This window comes from Sphingopyxis macrogoltabida, from assembly GCF_001314325.1.
Classification (GTDB): domain Bacteria; phylum Pseudomonadota; class Alphaproteobacteria; order Sphingomonadales; family Sphingomonadaceae; genus Sphingopyxis; species Sphingopyxis macrogoltabida.
The window spans coordinates 245,480-261,803 of record NZ_CP009430.1 but is presented as its reverse complement, the minus strand read 5'-3'; the positions used below and the strand labels follow the sequence as shown (position 1 = coordinate 261,803).

The 16,324-nt window shown below is 65.7% G+C and carries 12 protein-coding genes; 9 read left to right on the top strand and 3 right to left on the bottom strand.

Annotated elements, in window-relative coordinates; all coding sequences use genetic code 11:
- Window positions 1-2: 2 nt before the first annotated feature.
- The 3 genes from LH19_RS26130 to LH19_RS26120 are packed head-to-tail and all read left to right on the top strand — an operon-like array spanning window position 3 to window position 3,553.
- The gene (locus tag LH19_RS26130; RefSeq protein ID WP_054734967.1) at window positions 3-1,478 is read left to right on the top strand and encodes an acetyl-CoA carboxylase biotin carboxylase subunit; all 1,476 of its coding nucleotides are present in this window, start codon (window positions 3-5) and stop codon (window positions 1,476-1,478) included.
- Window positions 1,478-1,939 carry an acetyl-CoA carboxylase biotin carboxyl carrier protein subunit gene (locus LH19_RS26125; RefSeq protein ID WP_145923684.1) on the top strand — a complete coding sequence of 154 codons (462 nt, stop codon included), beginning with the start codon at window positions 1,478-1,480 and terminating at the stop codon, window positions 1,937-1,939. The genes LH19_RS26130 and LH19_RS26125 overlap by 1 nt, the downstream gene beginning before the upstream one ends.
- Window positions 1,940-1,942: 3 nt before the next feature.
- Window positions 1,943-3,553, top strand: a complete 1,611-nt coding sequence (locus LH19_RS26120) for an acyl-CoA carboxylase subunit beta (protein ID WP_054734961.1) — start codon at window positions 1,943-1,945, stop codon at window positions 3,551-3,553.
- On the opposite strand, the gene LH19_RS26115 is transcribed toward LH19_RS26120, so the two are convergent.
- Complete coding sequence (locus LH19_RS26115; RefSeq protein ID WP_054734958.1) at window positions 3,554-4,120, bottom strand: winged helix DNA-binding protein; 567 nt, start codon at window positions 4,118-4,120, stop codon at window positions 3,554-3,556.
- A 178-nt stretch (window positions 4,121-4,298) separates the two neighbouring features.
- On the opposite strand from LH19_RS26115, the gene LH19_RS26110 reads away from it, so the two are divergent.
- Window positions 4,299-6,545: a TonB-dependent receptor gene (locus LH19_RS26110; protein WP_062913035.1), complete on the top strand. Its 2,247-nt coding sequence runs from the start codon at window positions 4,299-4,301 to the stop codon at window positions 6,543-6,545.
- Between the two features lie 27 nt (window positions 6,546-6,572).
- On the opposite strand, the gene LH19_RS26105 is transcribed toward LH19_RS26110, so the two are convergent.
- Window positions 6,573-6,941, bottom strand: coding sequence for a winged helix-turn-helix transcriptional regulator (locus LH19_RS26105; RefSeq protein WP_234716222.1), 369 nt, complete (start codon window positions 6,939-6,941; stop codon window positions 6,573-6,575).
- An 80-nt stretch (window positions 6,942-7,021) separates the two neighbouring features.
- On the opposite strand from LH19_RS26105, the gene LH19_RS26100 reads away from it, so the two are divergent.
- The 3 genes from LH19_RS26100 (at window position 7,022) to LH19_RS26090 (ending at window position 9,709) form a co-directional block, all read left to right on the top strand.
- Window positions 7,022-7,576, top strand: coding sequence for a carboxymuconolactone decarboxylase family protein (locus LH19_RS26100; protein ID WP_054734951.1), 555 nt, complete (start codon window positions 7,022-7,024; stop codon window positions 7,574-7,576).
- A gap of 91 nt (window positions 7,577-7,667) precedes the next feature.
- Complete coding sequence (locus LH19_RS26095; protein ID WP_054734948.1) at window positions 7,668-8,810, top strand: CaiB/BaiF CoA transferase family protein; 1,143 nt, start codon at window positions 7,668-7,670, stop codon at window positions 8,808-8,810.
- Between the two features lie 179 nt (window positions 8,811-8,989).
- Complete coding sequence (locus tag LH19_RS26090; protein WP_082396426.1) at window positions 8,990-9,709, top strand: TetR/AcrR family transcriptional regulator; 720 nt, start codon at window positions 8,990-8,992, stop codon at window positions 9,707-9,709.
- A 41-nt stretch (window positions 9,710-9,750) separates the two neighbouring features.
- Here the strand turns inward: LH19_RS26090 and LH19_RS26085 are convergent, their stop codons facing one another.
- Window positions 9,751-11,994 carry a TonB-dependent receptor gene (locus tag LH19_RS26085; protein WP_082396425.1) on the bottom strand — a complete coding sequence of 748 codons (2,244 nt, stop codon included), beginning with the start codon at window positions 11,992-11,994 and terminating at the stop codon, window positions 9,751-9,753.
- 222 nt (window positions 11,995-12,216) lie between these two features.
- Here LH19_RS26085 and LH19_RS26080 point away from each other — a divergent pair, with 222 nt between their 5' ends.
- Both LH19_RS26080 and LH19_RS26075 read left to right on the top strand, forming a co-directional pair.
- On the top strand, window positions 12,217-14,160 hold the full coding sequence (locus LH19_RS26080; RefSeq protein ID WP_054734945.1) for an AMP-binding protein: 1,944 nt from the start codon (window positions 12,217-12,219) through the stop codon (window positions 14,158-14,160).
- Window positions 14,157-16,319, top strand: coding sequence for a molybdopterin-containing oxidoreductase family protein (locus tag LH19_RS26075; protein ID WP_054734942.1), 2,163 nt, complete (start codon window positions 14,157-14,159; stop codon window positions 16,317-16,319). Before LH19_RS26080 ends, LH19_RS26075 begins: the two co-directional genes overlap by 4 nt.
- Window positions 16,320-16,324: the final 5 nt, after the last annotated feature.

Sequence of the window (16,324 nt, the reverse complement as noted above, 5' to 3'; positions counted from 1 at the left end):
CCATGACCTATCCTTTCGACAGCGTGCTCGTGGCCAACCGCGGCGAGATCGCGGCGCGCATCCTGCGAACCGTGAAGGCGAAAGGGCTGCGCGCGCTCCTGGTCGCGCACGCTGTCGACGGACGGACTCCGGCCATGGCGCTGGCCGACGAGACGATGATGATCGAAGGCGACACTCCCGTCGCGGCCTTTCTCGACGGCGACGCGATCATCGCCGCGGCCAGGGCGATGGGCGCCGGCGCAATCCATCCGGGCTATGGATTTCTTTCCGAAAATGCCGCCTTCGCGCGCGCGGTCGAGGCAGCGGGGATCGTCTGGATCGGCCCAGCGCCCGAGACGATCGATCTCATGGGCGACAAGATCTCGGCCCGCCGCTTCGTTGCGGAGCGCGGCTTTCCCGTCGCGCCGTCGGTCATCGAGGAAGACGACCCCGGCAATTTTGCGGCGCATGCGCGCGCGGTCGGCGCGCCGCTCCTGATCAAGCCTTCGGCGGGCGGGGGCGGCAAGGGCATGCGCATCGTGCGCGATCTCGATACGCTCGAAGAGGAGATCGCGACCGCCCGGTCGGAAGGCGAGCGCTATTTCGGCGACGGGCGCCTGTTCATCGAGCGCTATGTCGAAAATCCCCGTCATATCGAAGTGCAGGTCCTCGGCGACGGCAAGGGCGGCGCGCTCCATCTTTTCGAGCGCGAATGCTCGCTGCAGCGCCGGTTTCAGAAAATCGTCGAGGAGGCTCCCTCGCCGGCGCTGGACGAAACCGAGCGCCAGCGCATCTGCGAGGCAGCGGCCGGCATCGCCCGCGCCTGCGACTATCGCGGCGCGGGGACGGTCGAGTTCATCTATGGCGGCGGCGGCGAATTCTATTTTCTCGAGATGAACACCCGGCTCCAGGTCGAGCATCCGGTCACCGAGATGATCACCGGCGTCGATCTCGTCGAACAGCAGCTCGCGATCGCCGCCGGTGCTCCGCTGCCGGTGGGGCAGGATGGTCTCTTGCGTGAAGGCCATGCGATCGAAGTGCGTATCTATGCCGAGGACCCGGCGGCGGGGTTCACGCCGACCACGGGACCGGTGCTTCGCCTTGTGCCGCCCGCCGGCGCCCGCTTCGATGCCGGCTTGGTCGAAGGCGAACGGGTGCATGCCGCCTTCGACCCGATGATCGCAAAACTCATCGTCCATGGCGCCGATCGCGCGGCAGCGCTCGCCGCGATGGACAGCGCGCTCGCGCGCCTCACCCTCCTCGGGGTGACCACCAACATCAACTATCTCCGCCGCCTGCTCGCCGATCCCGATGTCGCGGCGGGACGCATGCATACCGGGCTCATCGCGGAGAAAGCCGGGCTGGCTGCCGAACCGCCGCCGAGCGCCGAGACGCTGGACGCGCTTTGCGCGCTCGCGGCGCTTGCCGTTCCCGACGTCGCGGCAGCGCTCGAGGCGGTGCCGGAGATGCACGCTGCGATGGGGAGGTGGCGGAACTGATGCAGGGATATTTGCGCATCGGCGACATGGTCGCCCCGCTTTCGCTGTCGAAGGGGCCGAGGCTGGCCGATGGCCGTCTCGTTTCGCTGGGGGCGGACGGGCTCAACGTTGGCGGCGATCGCTGGCCCGTCGCCTATGCGCGCGACGGTGACCGGCTTTGGGTCCATCTCGGCGGCCAAATCCATGAGCTTGTCTGGGTCGACCCCGTCGCCTTTCATGAAGCGGCTGGCGCTGCAGGCGCCAACAATATCGTGGCGGCGCCCATGCCGGGCCTCGTTGTGCGTCTTGTCGCATCCGAGGGGCAGGAGGTTTGCGAGGGGGATCCCTTGCTCGTGATCGAAAGCATGAAACTCGAGACGACCCTCCGTGCCCCGGCGGACGGTGCGCTCGCGCTCCATGTCGCGGCCGGACAGGGGTTCGATCGCGGCGCGCCGCTCGCCACCATCACGCCGAAGGACTGACATATGCGGCGCATCATCAGCAGGATTTCGACGGCCTCGGCCGACTTTGCGGCCAATGTCGCGCACCACCGCGCCATTGCGGCCGACCTCGCCGAACGGCAGCGCAGCGCCCGCGAGGACCGGCCGGAACGCGATCGCGAGCGGCTCGCGCGGCAGGGGAAGATGGGGCTTCGCGAGCGGCTTGCGGCGCTGCTCGACCCCGGCACGTCCTTCCTCGAGCTCTCCACCCTGGCGGCAGGCCGCGCTTATGGCGGCGAGGTGCCGGGCGCAGGCCAGCTGACCGGGATCGGCATCGTCGGCGGCCGCGAGGTGATGATCCGTGCCGACGATCCCGCGGTGAAGGGCGGCGCCTGGTATCCGCACTCGGTGAAGAAGATCGTCCGCGCGCTCGACATCGCGATCGAGAACCGGCTTCCCGTCGTCCATCTGTGCGACAGCGCGGGCGGGTTCCTGCCGCTCCAGGCCGATTTCTTCCCCGACCGCTATCATGCCGGACGCATCTTCCGGAACCAGTCGATCCTCTCGAAGCTCGCGGTGCCGCAAGTCGCCATCGTGATGGGGCATTGCACGGCGGGCGGCGCCTATATCCCCGCGCTCAGCGATTATTCGGTGATCGTGCGCGGCACCGGCGCGGTCTTCCTCGGCGGGCCGCCGCTCGTCAAGGCGGCGACCGGCGAGGTGGTGAGCGTCGACGAGCTCGGCGGCGCCGACATGCACACCAGCGTCTCGGGGGTCGCCGATTATCCCGCGGCGTCCGAAGCCCATGCGATCGCGCTCGCGCGCGAGGTCCTCGCCTCGCTCGCGCCGCGGCCGAAGACGCGGATCGACGAAGCGGCCGCCGAGCCCCCGGCCTATGACCCCGAGGAGCTCTACGGTATCCTGCCGCGCGACCCGCGCACCCAGTTCGACATGCGCGAGGTGATCGCGCGGATCGCCGACGGCAGCCGCTTCCATGAATATCAGCCCGCCTTCGGCACGACGCTCGTCTGCGGCTTCGCGCGCATCTGGGGCTATAAGGTCGGCATCCTCGCCAACAATGGCGTGCTCTTCTCCGAAAGCGCGCTCAAGGGAACGCACTTCATCCAGCTATGCGACAAGGACCGCACGCCGCTGCTTTTCCTCCAGAATATCACCGGCTTCATGGTCGGGCGCGATTATGAGCGCGGGGGCATCACCAAGGATGGCGCGAAGATGATCATGGCGGTCTCGGGCGCGAGCGTGCCCAAGTTCACCGTCAACGCCAATGCGAGCTATGGTGCGGGCACCTATGGCATGGCGGGGCGCGCCTTCGACAGCCGCTTTCTCTTCTCCTGGCCGCATGCACAGGTCGGGGTGATGGGCGCCGAGCAGGCGGCCAATGTGCTGACCGAAGTGAAGATGCGCCAACTCGCGCGCGAGGAGCGAACGCTCGGCGAGGCCGAGGCCGCCGGGATCCGTGATCCGATCCTTGCCGAATATGCCGACAAGGCGAGCGCCTGGCACGCAACGTCCGAACTTTGGGACGATGGCATTCTCGATCCGGTCGCGACGCGCAATGCGCTCGGGATCGCGATATCGGCTTCGCTCAACGCGCCGATCGAGGACCCGGCGCACTATGGCGTGTTCCGGATGTGATCAGCTTGCGCCGCTCTCCGATGCCTCGGGGTCGGTGCTGAGCGGCTGGAAGGCCAGCTTGAAGAACTGGATGCCGCGATCGAGTTGCTGCTGGTCGACATGTTCGAGGTGGCGGCCGAGATAGTCGAGCGACTGGCGGATCGATTCGCCGATGAAGGCGCGGCCCTTCGGAGTCAGGCACACGAGCTTCTCGCGGCCAGAGGTCGGATTCTCGATCTGTTTCACAAGCTCGAGCGGGGGGCGAGTGAGCTCGCGCAGCAGGTTCGAAACGCTCGAATTGCTGATTTCGAACCAGGCCGACAGCCGCTCCTCGATGAGCTTGCGGCGGAGCCAGCCGTCCTTGTCGCCGCGCGAATGGATGAGCCAGAGGATCGTGCCCTGCTTCCGCGAAATGCGGCCCTGGCCCATGACCGTTTCGACATCGATCCCGATCCTATAGTGCATGGGATAATAGAAGGAGAGGAGGTCGGCGAGGCTCGCCTGCCGTTTCTCGTCGGCGGATTCCTCCGCCTTGTCTCCAACCGTGCGGCTGGCCGGCGTCTTGCCCGAACTGGCTTGCTTTCCCATGCGTGTCCTCTCCCGGCGTGACTGTGCCATGAAGCCCAAGAATTCAACAGTGAAATTTTTTGACTGTTCAATTCTTGCATTATTTTGGTTCTGCAGTTAGTGCCGTCCTGCAGCCCGACCCGGAAAGAGAAGGCGCAGACCGAGGCTGGCCAACGAAGCCGGCAGAAAGGGAGAGACAATGCAAAAGGCGATCCGCGGCGCAGGTGCGTCCATCCTCACTTTGGCGCTGCTCGGCGCCGCGCCCGTGATGGCGCAGGGCAACGAAACCGAAACCAATGTCCAGGGCAGCGACGCTGCGCCTGGCGAAATCATCGTGACCGCCCAGAAAAGGTCGCAGCGCCTCCAAGACGTGCCGGTCTCGATCTCGGCTTTTACGAGCGAGCAGCTCGAAGGCAGCGGCATCATCAACCTGACCCAGATCGCACCGCGCGTTCCGGGCTTTTACGGCGGCAGCGCGGGCGCGACCCGGCCGCAGCTCTATATTCGCGGCATCGGCAGCCGCCAGTTCGACGCCGGCTCCGAAGCGTCGGTCGGCGTGTTCGTCGACGAAGTCTATCTGGGACGCACCGCGGGCACGCTCGGTGCACTGCGCGACATCGAGCGGATCGAAGTGCTCAAAGGCCCGCAGGGCACCCTCTATGGCCGTAACACGATCGGCGGCGCGATCAATGTCATCACCAAGGGGCCGACCGACAGCTTCGCACTCGAAGCGGAGGCGGGAATCGGCAATTACGACGCCTATAATGTATTTGCGGCGGTCTCGGGGCCGCTGCTCGGCAACACGGTGAAGGGCCGGGTCGCCGGCTGGCGTACCTTCTCGGAGGGCTATATGCGAAATCCGCAGACTGGCAATCACGCGCAAGGAATTGACAATTATGGCGGGCGGCTGCGGCTCGATTTTGAACCGAGCGCCGATTTTCGTGTCAGCCTGATCGCCGAACTGCTGCGCGACGACGGCTATTCCTTCTCGGGTAAAAACGAGGGGACGATCCTCAATCCCAACGCGGTCTTCTTCGCGCGCGCCGGCGCGGTGCCGGTGACCAGCCCTGGACGGTACGAGGAGCGTACCAACCGTGACAATTTGCTCGACCGCAACGTCGAGACCTTCAGTGGCAAGATCGAGTGGGACGTCGGTGTCGGCACCTTCACCGCGATCACCGCTTATCGCCATAACCGCGCGATTGACGATCGCGATTTCGACAACACGTCGCTTGATGTAATCCAGCAGGTCAGCGACGAGCGCAGCAAGCAGTTCACCCAGGAACTTCGTTTCGCTTCGGATCCGAGCGGACCGTTATCCTTCGGCGGCGTGGTCGACTGGATCGTCGGCGGCTTCTATTATGACGATCGCAGTACGCGCATCGATACCTTCAATTTCGGCGTCGACAGCGTCAAGGCCGCATTGACCGGAGCGCTTCAGACCGACGTTGCCGCAACTCGTTACACTACCAAAAGCCTTGCTGGCTTTGCGCAGGCGACGGTGCACATCACCGACAAGCTCGATCTGACGCTGGGTGGCCGCTACACCGAAGACGACAAGGACGCGGTTTCGACCGGCACCACGACGGCGCCGGGCATTCCGCTCGTCGCTGCCAATTTCACCACGGCACAGGGCGGCAAGTTCAGCAGCTTCGACCCGCGCATAACCCTGTCGTACCAACCGACCCGCGACCTCAATTTCTATGCAAGCTATAACCAGGGCTTCAAGTCGGGAGGCTTTCAATATGTGCCCTTCTCGGCGGCCCAGGCGAATGTCGTCTTCGAGCCAGAAAGCCTCGATGCCTATGAGGTCGGTTTCAAGACCCAGCTTCTCGACCGGCGCCTGACCTTCAACGGTTCGGCCTATTATTATGACTATAAGGATCTCCAGGTGCTGCGCGTCGTCGCGGTGCCGGGCGGCGGCGCGGCGACGTTGATCACCAATGCCGCGACGAGCGAAATCAAAGGGTTCGAGCTAGAGCTTGTCGCGCGTCCTTCGGACCGCTTCGAGGCTAACCTCAGCTACGCTTACACCGATGCCAAATACAAAGCGTTTCCGTTCAATGCGACAACCGACTTCTCGGACACCCGTCTTGTCCGGGCGCCGGTCCATTCGGTCAATGCCGGAGCGCAGTGGACGATCCCGTTCGGCGGCGACAATTCGTTCCAGCTGCGCGCCGACTATGCGCTGCTCAGCCAGTTCTACTTCGAGCCGGGCGAGGGCAATGCGATCTACGGCACGACCACGCCACTCGCGGTGCAGCCAAGCTACGGGCTGCTCGACCTGCGCGCGACGGCGCGGGTTGGCGACTTCCGGGTGAGCGCCTTCGTCATGAACGCGACCGACAAATATTATCGGCGCACCGTGCTCGGGCTGCCGGGACAGCTGGTCGGCTATCCCGGTGCGCCGCGCACCTACGGGCTGACGGTCGGCTGGTCGATGTGATCTACAAGGGAAGGGACGGAACGGTACTTAAGGCGCCGTTTCCGCCCCTTCCTCCGTTCTTGCGCCGGCTGAGGTCGTTTCGCCGGGTGTGAGCGCTTCAGCCCAGTGTGAGGCGAAGCCGTAGAGCGGCGCGAAAGCGGCGATAAGCTCGACGCCGAGTCGGGTCAGCCGGTAGCCGCTGCCCTTCTCATGGTATGCTAGTCCCGCGGCGCGCAATTCGTCGAGCCGGGCCTGGAGGACCGTTGGCGAAATCCCGATGGCCTCGCGAAGATCGCGCGACGTCCTGGCATTGCTTCGAAGCTCCCAGAGGATCCGGAGCGCCCACCGCTGCCCCAAGAGGTCGAGCAGCGCCATGATCGGGCGCCGACCGCGAAGGTTCAGCCGCTCAGTCGCCATTTGGAATCCATCCTTGCCATCTTGCTATCATTTTCGTAGCAGAAATTTGCTATCGAATCGATAGCTTCTGGGAGATCGAGATGGCAAGGCTTTCTGCTCTGGAGCAACCATATCCGGCCGATGCCGCCGAGGCGTTCGAGCGCATCATGGGAAAGGGAAAAGAGCCCCTACTCCTGTTCCGGACCCTTGCGGCCAGCCCGCGCGCATGGGGTAAATTTCGCGGTGGTGCGCTGCTTGATGGACGACTGCTCAGCCTTCGCGAGCGCGAGATCGTGATCGATCGCACCTGCGCACGCGCGGGCTGCGAATATGAGTGGGGCGTCCACGTTGCGATCTTTGCGCAAAAGGCGGGACTGACGCAGGAGGACATCCGCGACCTGCTCGAGGTGCCCGCCGAGCTCTCGCGCTGGAATGCGCGCGAGGCGGCGCTCATCGGGGCGGTCGACGCGCTGCATGAGACATCGACGCTTGGGGATGCGGAATACGCCGCTCTGTCGGCGCATTTCGACCGCGATCAGATTCTCGAGATCATCATGCTGGCTGGCTTCTACCGCACCGTGTCGTACCTCGCGAACGGGCTTGCGCTGGAGCTTGAGCCCGGCGCGGCGAGGTTCGCCGACCATATCGGGAAATAGGAGCGTCTGCCGCGCAATAAGAGCTTGCGCCGAAGCCGATCTTCGTCGCAAAAGGAAATTAGTAAATCAGTTAACATGTGAGGATGACGCGATGGGGCCGCTGGCGGGATGCCGGGTTGTCGAGATGGCGGGGATCGGTCCTGCACCCTTTTGCGGGATGCTGCTCGCCGATCTCGGCGCCGAGGTCATCCGTATCGACCGCACCGGCAAATCGGGTCTCGGGGTCGATTTTCCGACCCGTTACGATCTTCTCGGACGCTCGAAGCGCTCGATCGCGATCGATCTGCAGAACCCGTCGGGTCTCGGCGTCGCGCGGGCGCTGATCGGGCGCGCCGACATGCTCATCGAAGGCTTCCGTCCCGGTGTCATGGAGAGGCTCGGGCTCGGCCCCGAGAGCTTCGAGGCCGAGAATCCGGAGCTCGTTTATGGCCGGATGACGGGGTGGGGGCAGGATGGCCCGCTCGCGCCGAGCGCGGGACATGACATCAACTATATCGCGATCACCGGTGCGCTCGACGCGATCGGCCGCGAAGGCGCGCCGCCGACGATCCCGCTCAATCTCGTCGGGGATTTCGGGGGCGGCTCGCTCTACCTCGTCATCGGTCTGCTCGCCGCGCTCACGCACGCGCGGGCGACCGGGAAGGGGCAGGTCGTCGACGGCGCGGTTGTCGACGGCGTCAACCATCTCCTGACGATGCAATATGCCTTCGCCCAGATGGGGGCCTGGGGCGGCGGACGCGGCACCAACCTCATCGACGGCGGCGCGCCCTTCTACGACACCTATGAAACCGCCGACGGCCGGCACGTCGCAATCGGTCCGGTCGAGCCGAAATTCTTCGCCATCCTGATCGAGAAAATGGGGCTGGCGGCAGCGGATCTCCCTTCGCAGAACGACCGCAAGGCCTGGCCCGAGCTTCGGCGCCGCCTGGCCGAAGCTTTTCGCGCGCGCACCCAGGCCGAATGGTGCGAGCGTCTCGAGGGAAGCGACGCCTGTTTCGCGCCCGTCCTGACGCTCGCCGAAGCGCGCGCGCATCCGCACAATCGCGCGCGCGAAGCGATCGTCGATGTGGACGACGTTGCGCAGCCCGCTCCCGCGCCGCGTTTCGGGGGGACGCCGACAGGAACGCCGCGTGCACCCGTGGCGCCAGGGACCGACACCGACGCCATCTTGCGCGACTGGGGCGTCGCCGAAAGCGAGCGCGATGCCTGCCGCGCAGCCGGCGCTTTCGGCTGAGCTCAACGATTGCCGGCCCCGCCTGCATTACAGGGCAGGCCGCTGAGCGCGCGTCACCCCGCACGATCGCTGCGTGCCGAACCGCGCTTCCCGCGACCGGAAAAGGGGCTGGATATCTAATGAGGCCAGCTCATTACAAAGCGGTCGACAGCCCCGAGGGGGCGGGGCATAGGTAGGGCATGACGAGCTTACAGCCTGCCAGGGCACCGCGCCCACCGCGCCGCGTTCCGGCCAACCGCCTCCCGCCCGAGCGGCGCATCGCCGAAATCATCGCGGCTGCGCGCGCGCTGCTGGCGGAACGCGGCTACGAGAATTGCGTGATCAGCGATATCGCCGAGCGCGCCGGGGTCGTCGAAGGCACGATCTACCGCTATTTCGAGAATAAGCGCGATCTCTTCATCAAGGTCGCCGAGAGCTGGTTCGAGGAATTGCTCGGCCAGCAAGAAGACATCGCCCATGTTGCCGGGACGCAGGAGCGGCTCCGCCGCACGATCCGCCGCGCGCTCTCGATCATCCGGCACGAGCCCGCGCTGACGCGCTTCGTACTGATGGAATTGCGGCCCGACCCCGATTACAAAAATTTGCGGCTTTACCGGCTGAACCGCGCCTTCGTGTCGGGAGTGATGCAGGTCCTCAAGGAAGCCCATGCGAAAGGCGAGATCGACAGCGCGCTATCGCTTCCGCTGCTGCGCGACATGATCTTCGGCGCGATCGAGCACCAGACCTGGGCCTTCTTGCGCGAGGAAGGGGATTTCTCGGTCGACGAGACCACCGACGGGATCACGGCGGTGGTGTTCCGCGGCATGCAGCCGGGTTCGGTCGGCGCCGCCGGCGCCGACGATATGGCGGCGCGCATGGAACGGATGGAAGCGGCGATCGCGCGGATCGAGGCGCGCTAGGCGCCGGCAGTTCCCCAACTGCCGGCGCCGGCGGCGGTCCGTCAGAAGTTGAACCTGATTTCGCCGCCAATCACGCGTCCGCGGCCAAGCGGCGAGAAGGTCGGCAAGGGGCGCGGGCCCGCCGGACCGTCGCCGCCGAAGGCCGCGGTGTCGGGCAGGACCGCGTCATTGCCATAGGTCGTTTCGTTGGTGAGGTTCTTGCCATAGATGCTGAAGGTCACCGACCCGTCGTCCAGCGTGTAGCTCAAATTGGCATCGAGCAGGTCGACCGCCTTGTAGAAGCCGAGATTGTTGTCGGTGTGGAACGCCGGGTCGCGGTGATTGAACGACACGCGCGCCGAGACGACCCCCGAGCTCATCGGAATATCGAGCGTGGCGCTGGCGCCATAGGTCCAGGGCGACTGGCGCGGCAGTTTCAGCGAGAAGTCGGTCGCGTTGATCACGCCGTCGCCGTTGAGGTCGACGAGGAGCGAGGTATATTTGCCGTCGGTATAGCCGACCTGTCCCGAGAGCACGAAATTGTCGACGGGCGAGAATTGGACTTCGCCCTCGAAGCCGCGCACGCGCGCGGTGCCGACATTCTGGATCAGCTGCGCGATGCCGACGCCGACGACGGGGACCTGCACTTCGCGCTGGATATTCTTGATCGTGTTCTGGAACGCCGCGAGGCTAATGCGGCCGCCCGGAATGCGCTGCTTCACGCCGAACTCATAGGCGTCCTGCGACTCCGAATCGAACGGCCCCGGAGGCGCTCCGAGCAGCGTGTTGCGGAAGTTATAGCCGCCGCTGCGGAAGCCCTTGGCGAAATAGCCATAGACCTGCGTCCGGTTGCTCGGCTGCCATTGGAGGCCGATCTTCGGCGACAGATCGTTCCAGCTCTTCTCGCTGAGGAAGTCGGCGACGATCGTGCGGGCCGGGTAATTGGCGCCGCCCGCGCGCACGGTCGCGATCTCGACCTCCTTCTTTTCCCACGTGTAGCGCAGCCCGAGGTTGAGGGTCAGCGTGTCGATAAACTCCCAGTCGACCGCGCCGAAGGCACCGAAGGTCTGGAAGGTGCCGATGCCACCGCCCGCGCGGCGGACCGCGCCGCCGGCCAGCGTCCGGTCCTCGAGATAGGTGAGGTCCTGCGTGAAATAATAGACGCCGATGGTCGGCTTCAGGCGCCCGAAGGTTCCGGCGTAGCGGAGTTCGTTGCTGAACTGCTCCTGGTCGGTGAAGGTGCCGATGTTGAACTGCACCGTGTTCACGCCGTCGAGGTCCGACAGCGTGTCGCCCTTGAAGCGCCGCCAGCCGGCTATGTTGGTGATCGTGCCTTCGTCGCCGAAGCCGACATCGACATTGATCTCGCCGGTGAGCGAATCCCATTTGTTGTGGAAGAAGCCGCGGTCGTTGACGAGAAAGTCGTGCGAATCGCGCGAGTAGAGCGCATGGTTCTGCGTCGCCGGGCCATCGCCGTTCGCCTCGCCATGCTCGTAGCGCAGCAGGACTTCGACATTGTCCGACGGCGTGAAGCGAAGCATCGGGCGGACGATGAACTGCCGGTCCTTCCCGAACTCGCTATTGTCGAAGAGGTTGGTGAACCAGCCATTGTCATAGCTGTAATAGGCGGCGATCTTCGCCTGCAGCTTGCCTTCGATGATCGGACCCGAAACCGAGGCATCGGCAACGACGCGCAGGCCCGTCTCGACCGCGATGCGGCCGCGCATGTCGAATTCGTCGGTCGGTTTGCGGCTGCGCACGAGGATCGCGCCGCCGGTCACGTTGCGGCCGAACAACACGCCCTGCGGACCGCGCAGCACCTCGACCGCCTCGAGATCGAAATTGTCGAAGACCTGGCCGGCGTTGATGCCCTGGTAGACGCCGTCGACGAACAGGCCGACGGTCGGATCGATCGAGGGGATCGAGCTGTTCACGCCGATGCCGCGGATCGAGAAGTTCGCATAGCCCTTCGAAGTGCCATTGTCGTCGAGAGCGACGTTCGGCATCGTGAAGCTGAGGCTGCCGATGTCGCGGAAGTTGATCGCCTGCAGCTGCTCTTCGCCATAGGCCGAGATCGCGACGGGGACCGTCTGGAGATTGTCCGAGCGTTTGAGCGCGGTCACGACGATGTCTTCGGATTCGAGAGCGGCCGCGGCGCCGCGTGCCGTCGTCGCCGCCGTCGCCGCCGTCTCGGACTGGGTCTCGCCGCTGTCGGTGCCGCTCTCCTGAGCGAGCGCCGCCGGCGACCACAAAGCTGCCGCCGCCGCGGTGCTACAAACCAACCATGCCTTGAAGCCGTGCCGCATTTTCTCTCCCCTAGCTAACCGCTCTGCGGCGGTGAATTGAATTCATTAAGGAGATTGTTGCCGAGCGGAAAAAAAGTCAAGTAGTTTATCTCTTTGCCGAATGGCTTGCTTTCTAGGGGATTCTATGCAAATTTACCCGCTGATTTGCTGTTGAAATTAAACTCATTAACGAGTGAGCGGCGGCAAGATGATGGTCTGCACGACACGATTCGGGAGAGTGAAATGGGTTCGACGGGACGGGAAAGCCGGGGCTGGGTTGCCGGAGCCGGGCCGGGCTCGCCCTTCATGCGCGGCCGGATCGAGGGAATCGCGGATGTCGAGGCCATCGAGTCGGTGCCCGCGCGGTCGGTTCTCGCCGGCGAGACCGTTTATGATTGTCTCGCCGCGGCGGCCCGGATCGACCCTGCCAAGACCGCGATCGTCGCGCTAGCGCCCGGCGGCTCGGGCGACGTGGATGCGGCATTGACCTATGGCGACTATCTTCGCCAATCGACCGCGGCGGCCAATCTGTTTCACCATCTTGCCGGCGATCGGCGAAGCGTCGTCGCCCTCATGCTTCCCATCGTCCCCGAGGCGCTGGTGGCCGCTTGGGGCGCGACCGCGGCCGGCGTCGTCAACCCGATCAATCCGCATCTCGAGCCCGCGCTCGTCATCTCGATCCTGAAGGCCGTCGGCGCCACCGCGCTCGTGACAACGACCGCGCACGGTCCGAGCGCCGCCGACCATCTCGCCGAGATCGTCGCGGCGGTCCCGGGGCTCGATCATGTCTTCCTAGTCGGCGGCGACGATCCCGCGTCCGACTTTTCCGGCACAATCGAGAGTCGCAACGGTGATGCGCTCGATTTCACGCCTGAAGGGACGTGGGACTCGGAGGCCATGTATCTGCCCACCGGCGGCACCACCGCGGTTCCCAAGCTCGCGCGCCTCACCCAGGGCGGGATGGCGCTGAGCGGCTGGATCGCGGGCGCGGTGATGGGCGCCGAGGAAGATGAGGTCATCGGACTGGGCATGCCGCTGTTCCACGTCGGCGGCATGCTCATGCTTGCGCTGCGCGCCGCGGTGCTCGGCCAGACGGTCGTGCTGCTCAGTCCCGCGGGCTTTCGCGACCGCGGGGTCGTCGGCAACTTCTGGCCGATCGTCAAAATGCACGGGATCACCTCGCTAATCGCGACGCCGACCACGGCGGCCGCGCTTCATGCGAGCCCGGGCGCCGACCATGAAGGCCATCCGATCCGGACCTTTAGCTCCGGCGGCAGCACGATCCCGCTCGAGCTCGGACGCGCCTTTCCCGAGCGCTTCGGGATCGAGCTGCGCGAAGTCTGGGGCGCGACCGAGTTTCACGGCTTCCTTGGTTGCATGCCGAACGCCATGCCCCCGCTCATCGGCTCGGTCGGCGTGCGCACGCCCTGGCATGATATCAAGGCGGTCGAAGTCGACGAGGGCAATCGCTTCGTCCGCGAAATGGCGCCGGGCGAGCAGGGGGTCATCATCGGCTCGGGTCCGTGCCTCGCGCTGGGTTATGTCGAAGCTGCCGCCGACCGGCAATTCTTCGTCGAGGGCGGCCCGGGCGGCCGCTCATGGGGCTCTTCGGGCGATCTCGGCCGTGTCGGCGCGGACCAGTTCGTCTGGATCGACGGCCGCGCCAAGGATGTGATCATCCGCGGCGGGCATAATATCGACCCCGCGCTGATCGAGGAGGCGCTGGTGCGGCGGCCCGACATTCTCCTCGCCGCTGCGGTCGGGCTCCCCGACCGCGAGAAGGGCGAGCTTCCGCTCGCGTTCGTCGAGGCCGCGCCGGGCGCTGTCGTCGACGAAGCCGAGCTGGTCCAATATTGCCGCACCGCCATCCCCGAACGCGCCGCATGCCCCGTTGCCGTTGTTGTGCTGCCGGGCCTGCCGCTCACGCCCGTCGGCAAGATCTTCAAGCCGGCGCTGCGCGAACTTGCGATCCGCCGCGCGGTCGGTGCGGCGCTCGGCGCCCATTATGATGGCGAGATTGCGGGCATAGAGATCGTCACCGGCAAGGCGCGGCCTGACGTCGTCGTGCGCATCGCAGAGGCCGACGCGGCGCTGCGCGCGCGTCTGTCCACCGTGCTCCAAGGCTTCGCCTTCTCGGCGCGTGTCGAACCCGGTACGGCGGAGGCGCAGGCGGAAACCGTCACTTGACGCTGCACCACAGCTTCTGCCGGCTCTGCCTCAACGGCTGCGCGCTGAAGGTCGAAGTCGAGGACGGCGTCGCGGTCAAGGTGGGCGGCGACAAGGATAATCCTGTCTACCGCGGCTTTACCTGCGTGAAGGGCCGCGAGCAGGGCAGGCTGCTCGCCGATCCCCGCCGGCTTCGGCACAGTTTTCGCCGCAAGCCCGACGGGAGTTTCGAGCCGATCGGTTCGCGCGACGCGATCGGTGAGATCGCAGCGCGCCTCGAGGCGATCGCCGCGCGCCACGGCAGGGAAGCGATCGCCGGCTATCTCGGCACCTATTTCGCGGCATCGGCCGCGACCATGCCCTTCTTCGGCGGGTTCATGGCGGCGCTCGGCAGCCCCATGGCGTTCAGTCCCGGCACGATCGACAAGCCCGGCAAGAAGATCGCGCAGGCGCTGCACGGCGACTGGGATGCCCCCGCGGTCGGGTTCGACGATCCGGAGGTGATTTTCCTGATCGGCTCGAACCCGCTGATCAGCTTCACGGGCTTTCCCTATGGCAATCCCGGCAAATGGCTGAACGAGCGCCTCGACGCGGGAGCGCGCCTGATCGTTCTCGACCCGCGGCGCAGCGATGTCGCGAAGCGCGCGCATATCCATCTTCAGGCGAAAGCGGGCGAGGATATCGCGATCATCGCCGCGATGATCCGGATCGTCATCGCGGAGAATCTGTTCGATCGGGAGTTCATCGCGAGTCACGCGCAGGGGCTGGGCGACCTCACCGAAGCGGTATCTTCTTTCGACGTCGCTTCGGTCGCCGCGCGCGCCGACATCGATCCCGATGCGCTCGTCAAGGCGGCACGGATCCTCGGCGGTACGCGGCGCGGCTACATCATGGCAGGCACCGGTCCCAATATGTCGGGGCGCGGCACCCTGATCGAATATCTGCTCCTCAATCTCCACACCCTGTGCGGATATTGGCTGCGCGCGGGCGACCGGGTGCGTCATCCGGGCGCGCTCGCCGCGCCGGTTCCCGCCCGCGCGCAGGTGCGACCATTCGGTCCGGCCTATGCGTTCGGCCCCGATCTCGGCGTCCGCGAACTCGGCAATACGGCGGCGGGCATGCCGACCGCCGCCTTGCCCGACCTCATCCTTAGCGAAGGCAAGATGCCGGTCCGCGCGCTCATCAGCTGCGGCGGCAACCCGGTCGGCGCCTGGCCCGACCAGGCGAAGACGCTGCGCGCAATGGACGCGCTTGACCTCCTCGTCCAGATTGATCCCTGGATGTCGGCCACCGCGCGGGTCGCGGATTTTGTCATCGCGCCGCGGATCTGGCTCGAGGTCCCCGGGACCTCGCAGGTTCTCGACTGGCTGACGCGCAACGGAACCGGCTACGGCCAGTCCGATCTCTATGCGCAATATTCGCCCGCGCTGCTCGACCCGCCGCTGGGCTCCGACCTCGTCGAGGAATGGGAATTCTTCTACGAGCTCGCGCGCGCGATGGGGCTCGGCCTCTCGGTAGCGCCGGGACTGGCGGGCATGCCGGCGCGCCCGGTCGACATGGAGGCGAAGCCGAGCACCGACGCGGTGCTGGCGCAGCTCTGCGAAGGCTCGCGCGTCGCGCTAGACGAGGTTCGCAAATTTGAGGGCGGCGCGATCTTCCCGGGCGATCCCGTCTTCGTCGGCGAAGGCGAGGGCGAGCAACACCGCTTCGATCTCGCGGCACCCGACATGATCGCCGACCTGAAAGCGGACGCTGCCTCTGGCACGAAGCCGGCGCGCGGGTTCAGCCTGCTGTGCCGGCGCATGATGCATGTTTACAACAGCAGCTTCGTTGGCGCGCTGCCGCCTTCGGCGCGGCCTTATAACCCGGTCTTTCTCCACCCCGCCGACATGGCGGAGCTGGGGCTCGAGGAGGGCCAGAGCGTCGATGTCATATCCGATCGCGGCGCCATTGCGGGAATCGCGCATGGCGATGAGGCGTTGCGGCCGGGTACGGTGTCGATGAGTTTCGGTTTTGGTGCGCTGCCCGAGCAGGACGACGACTATCGCGTTCTCGGCAGCAACACGACGCGTCTCATCTCGAACGACGAGATATGGGACCGCTATTCGGGCCAGCCGCTGATGTCGAACGTGCCGGTCGACGTCGTGCGCCGGACGGACAAGCCGGATCAGCCAGGATAAAAAAG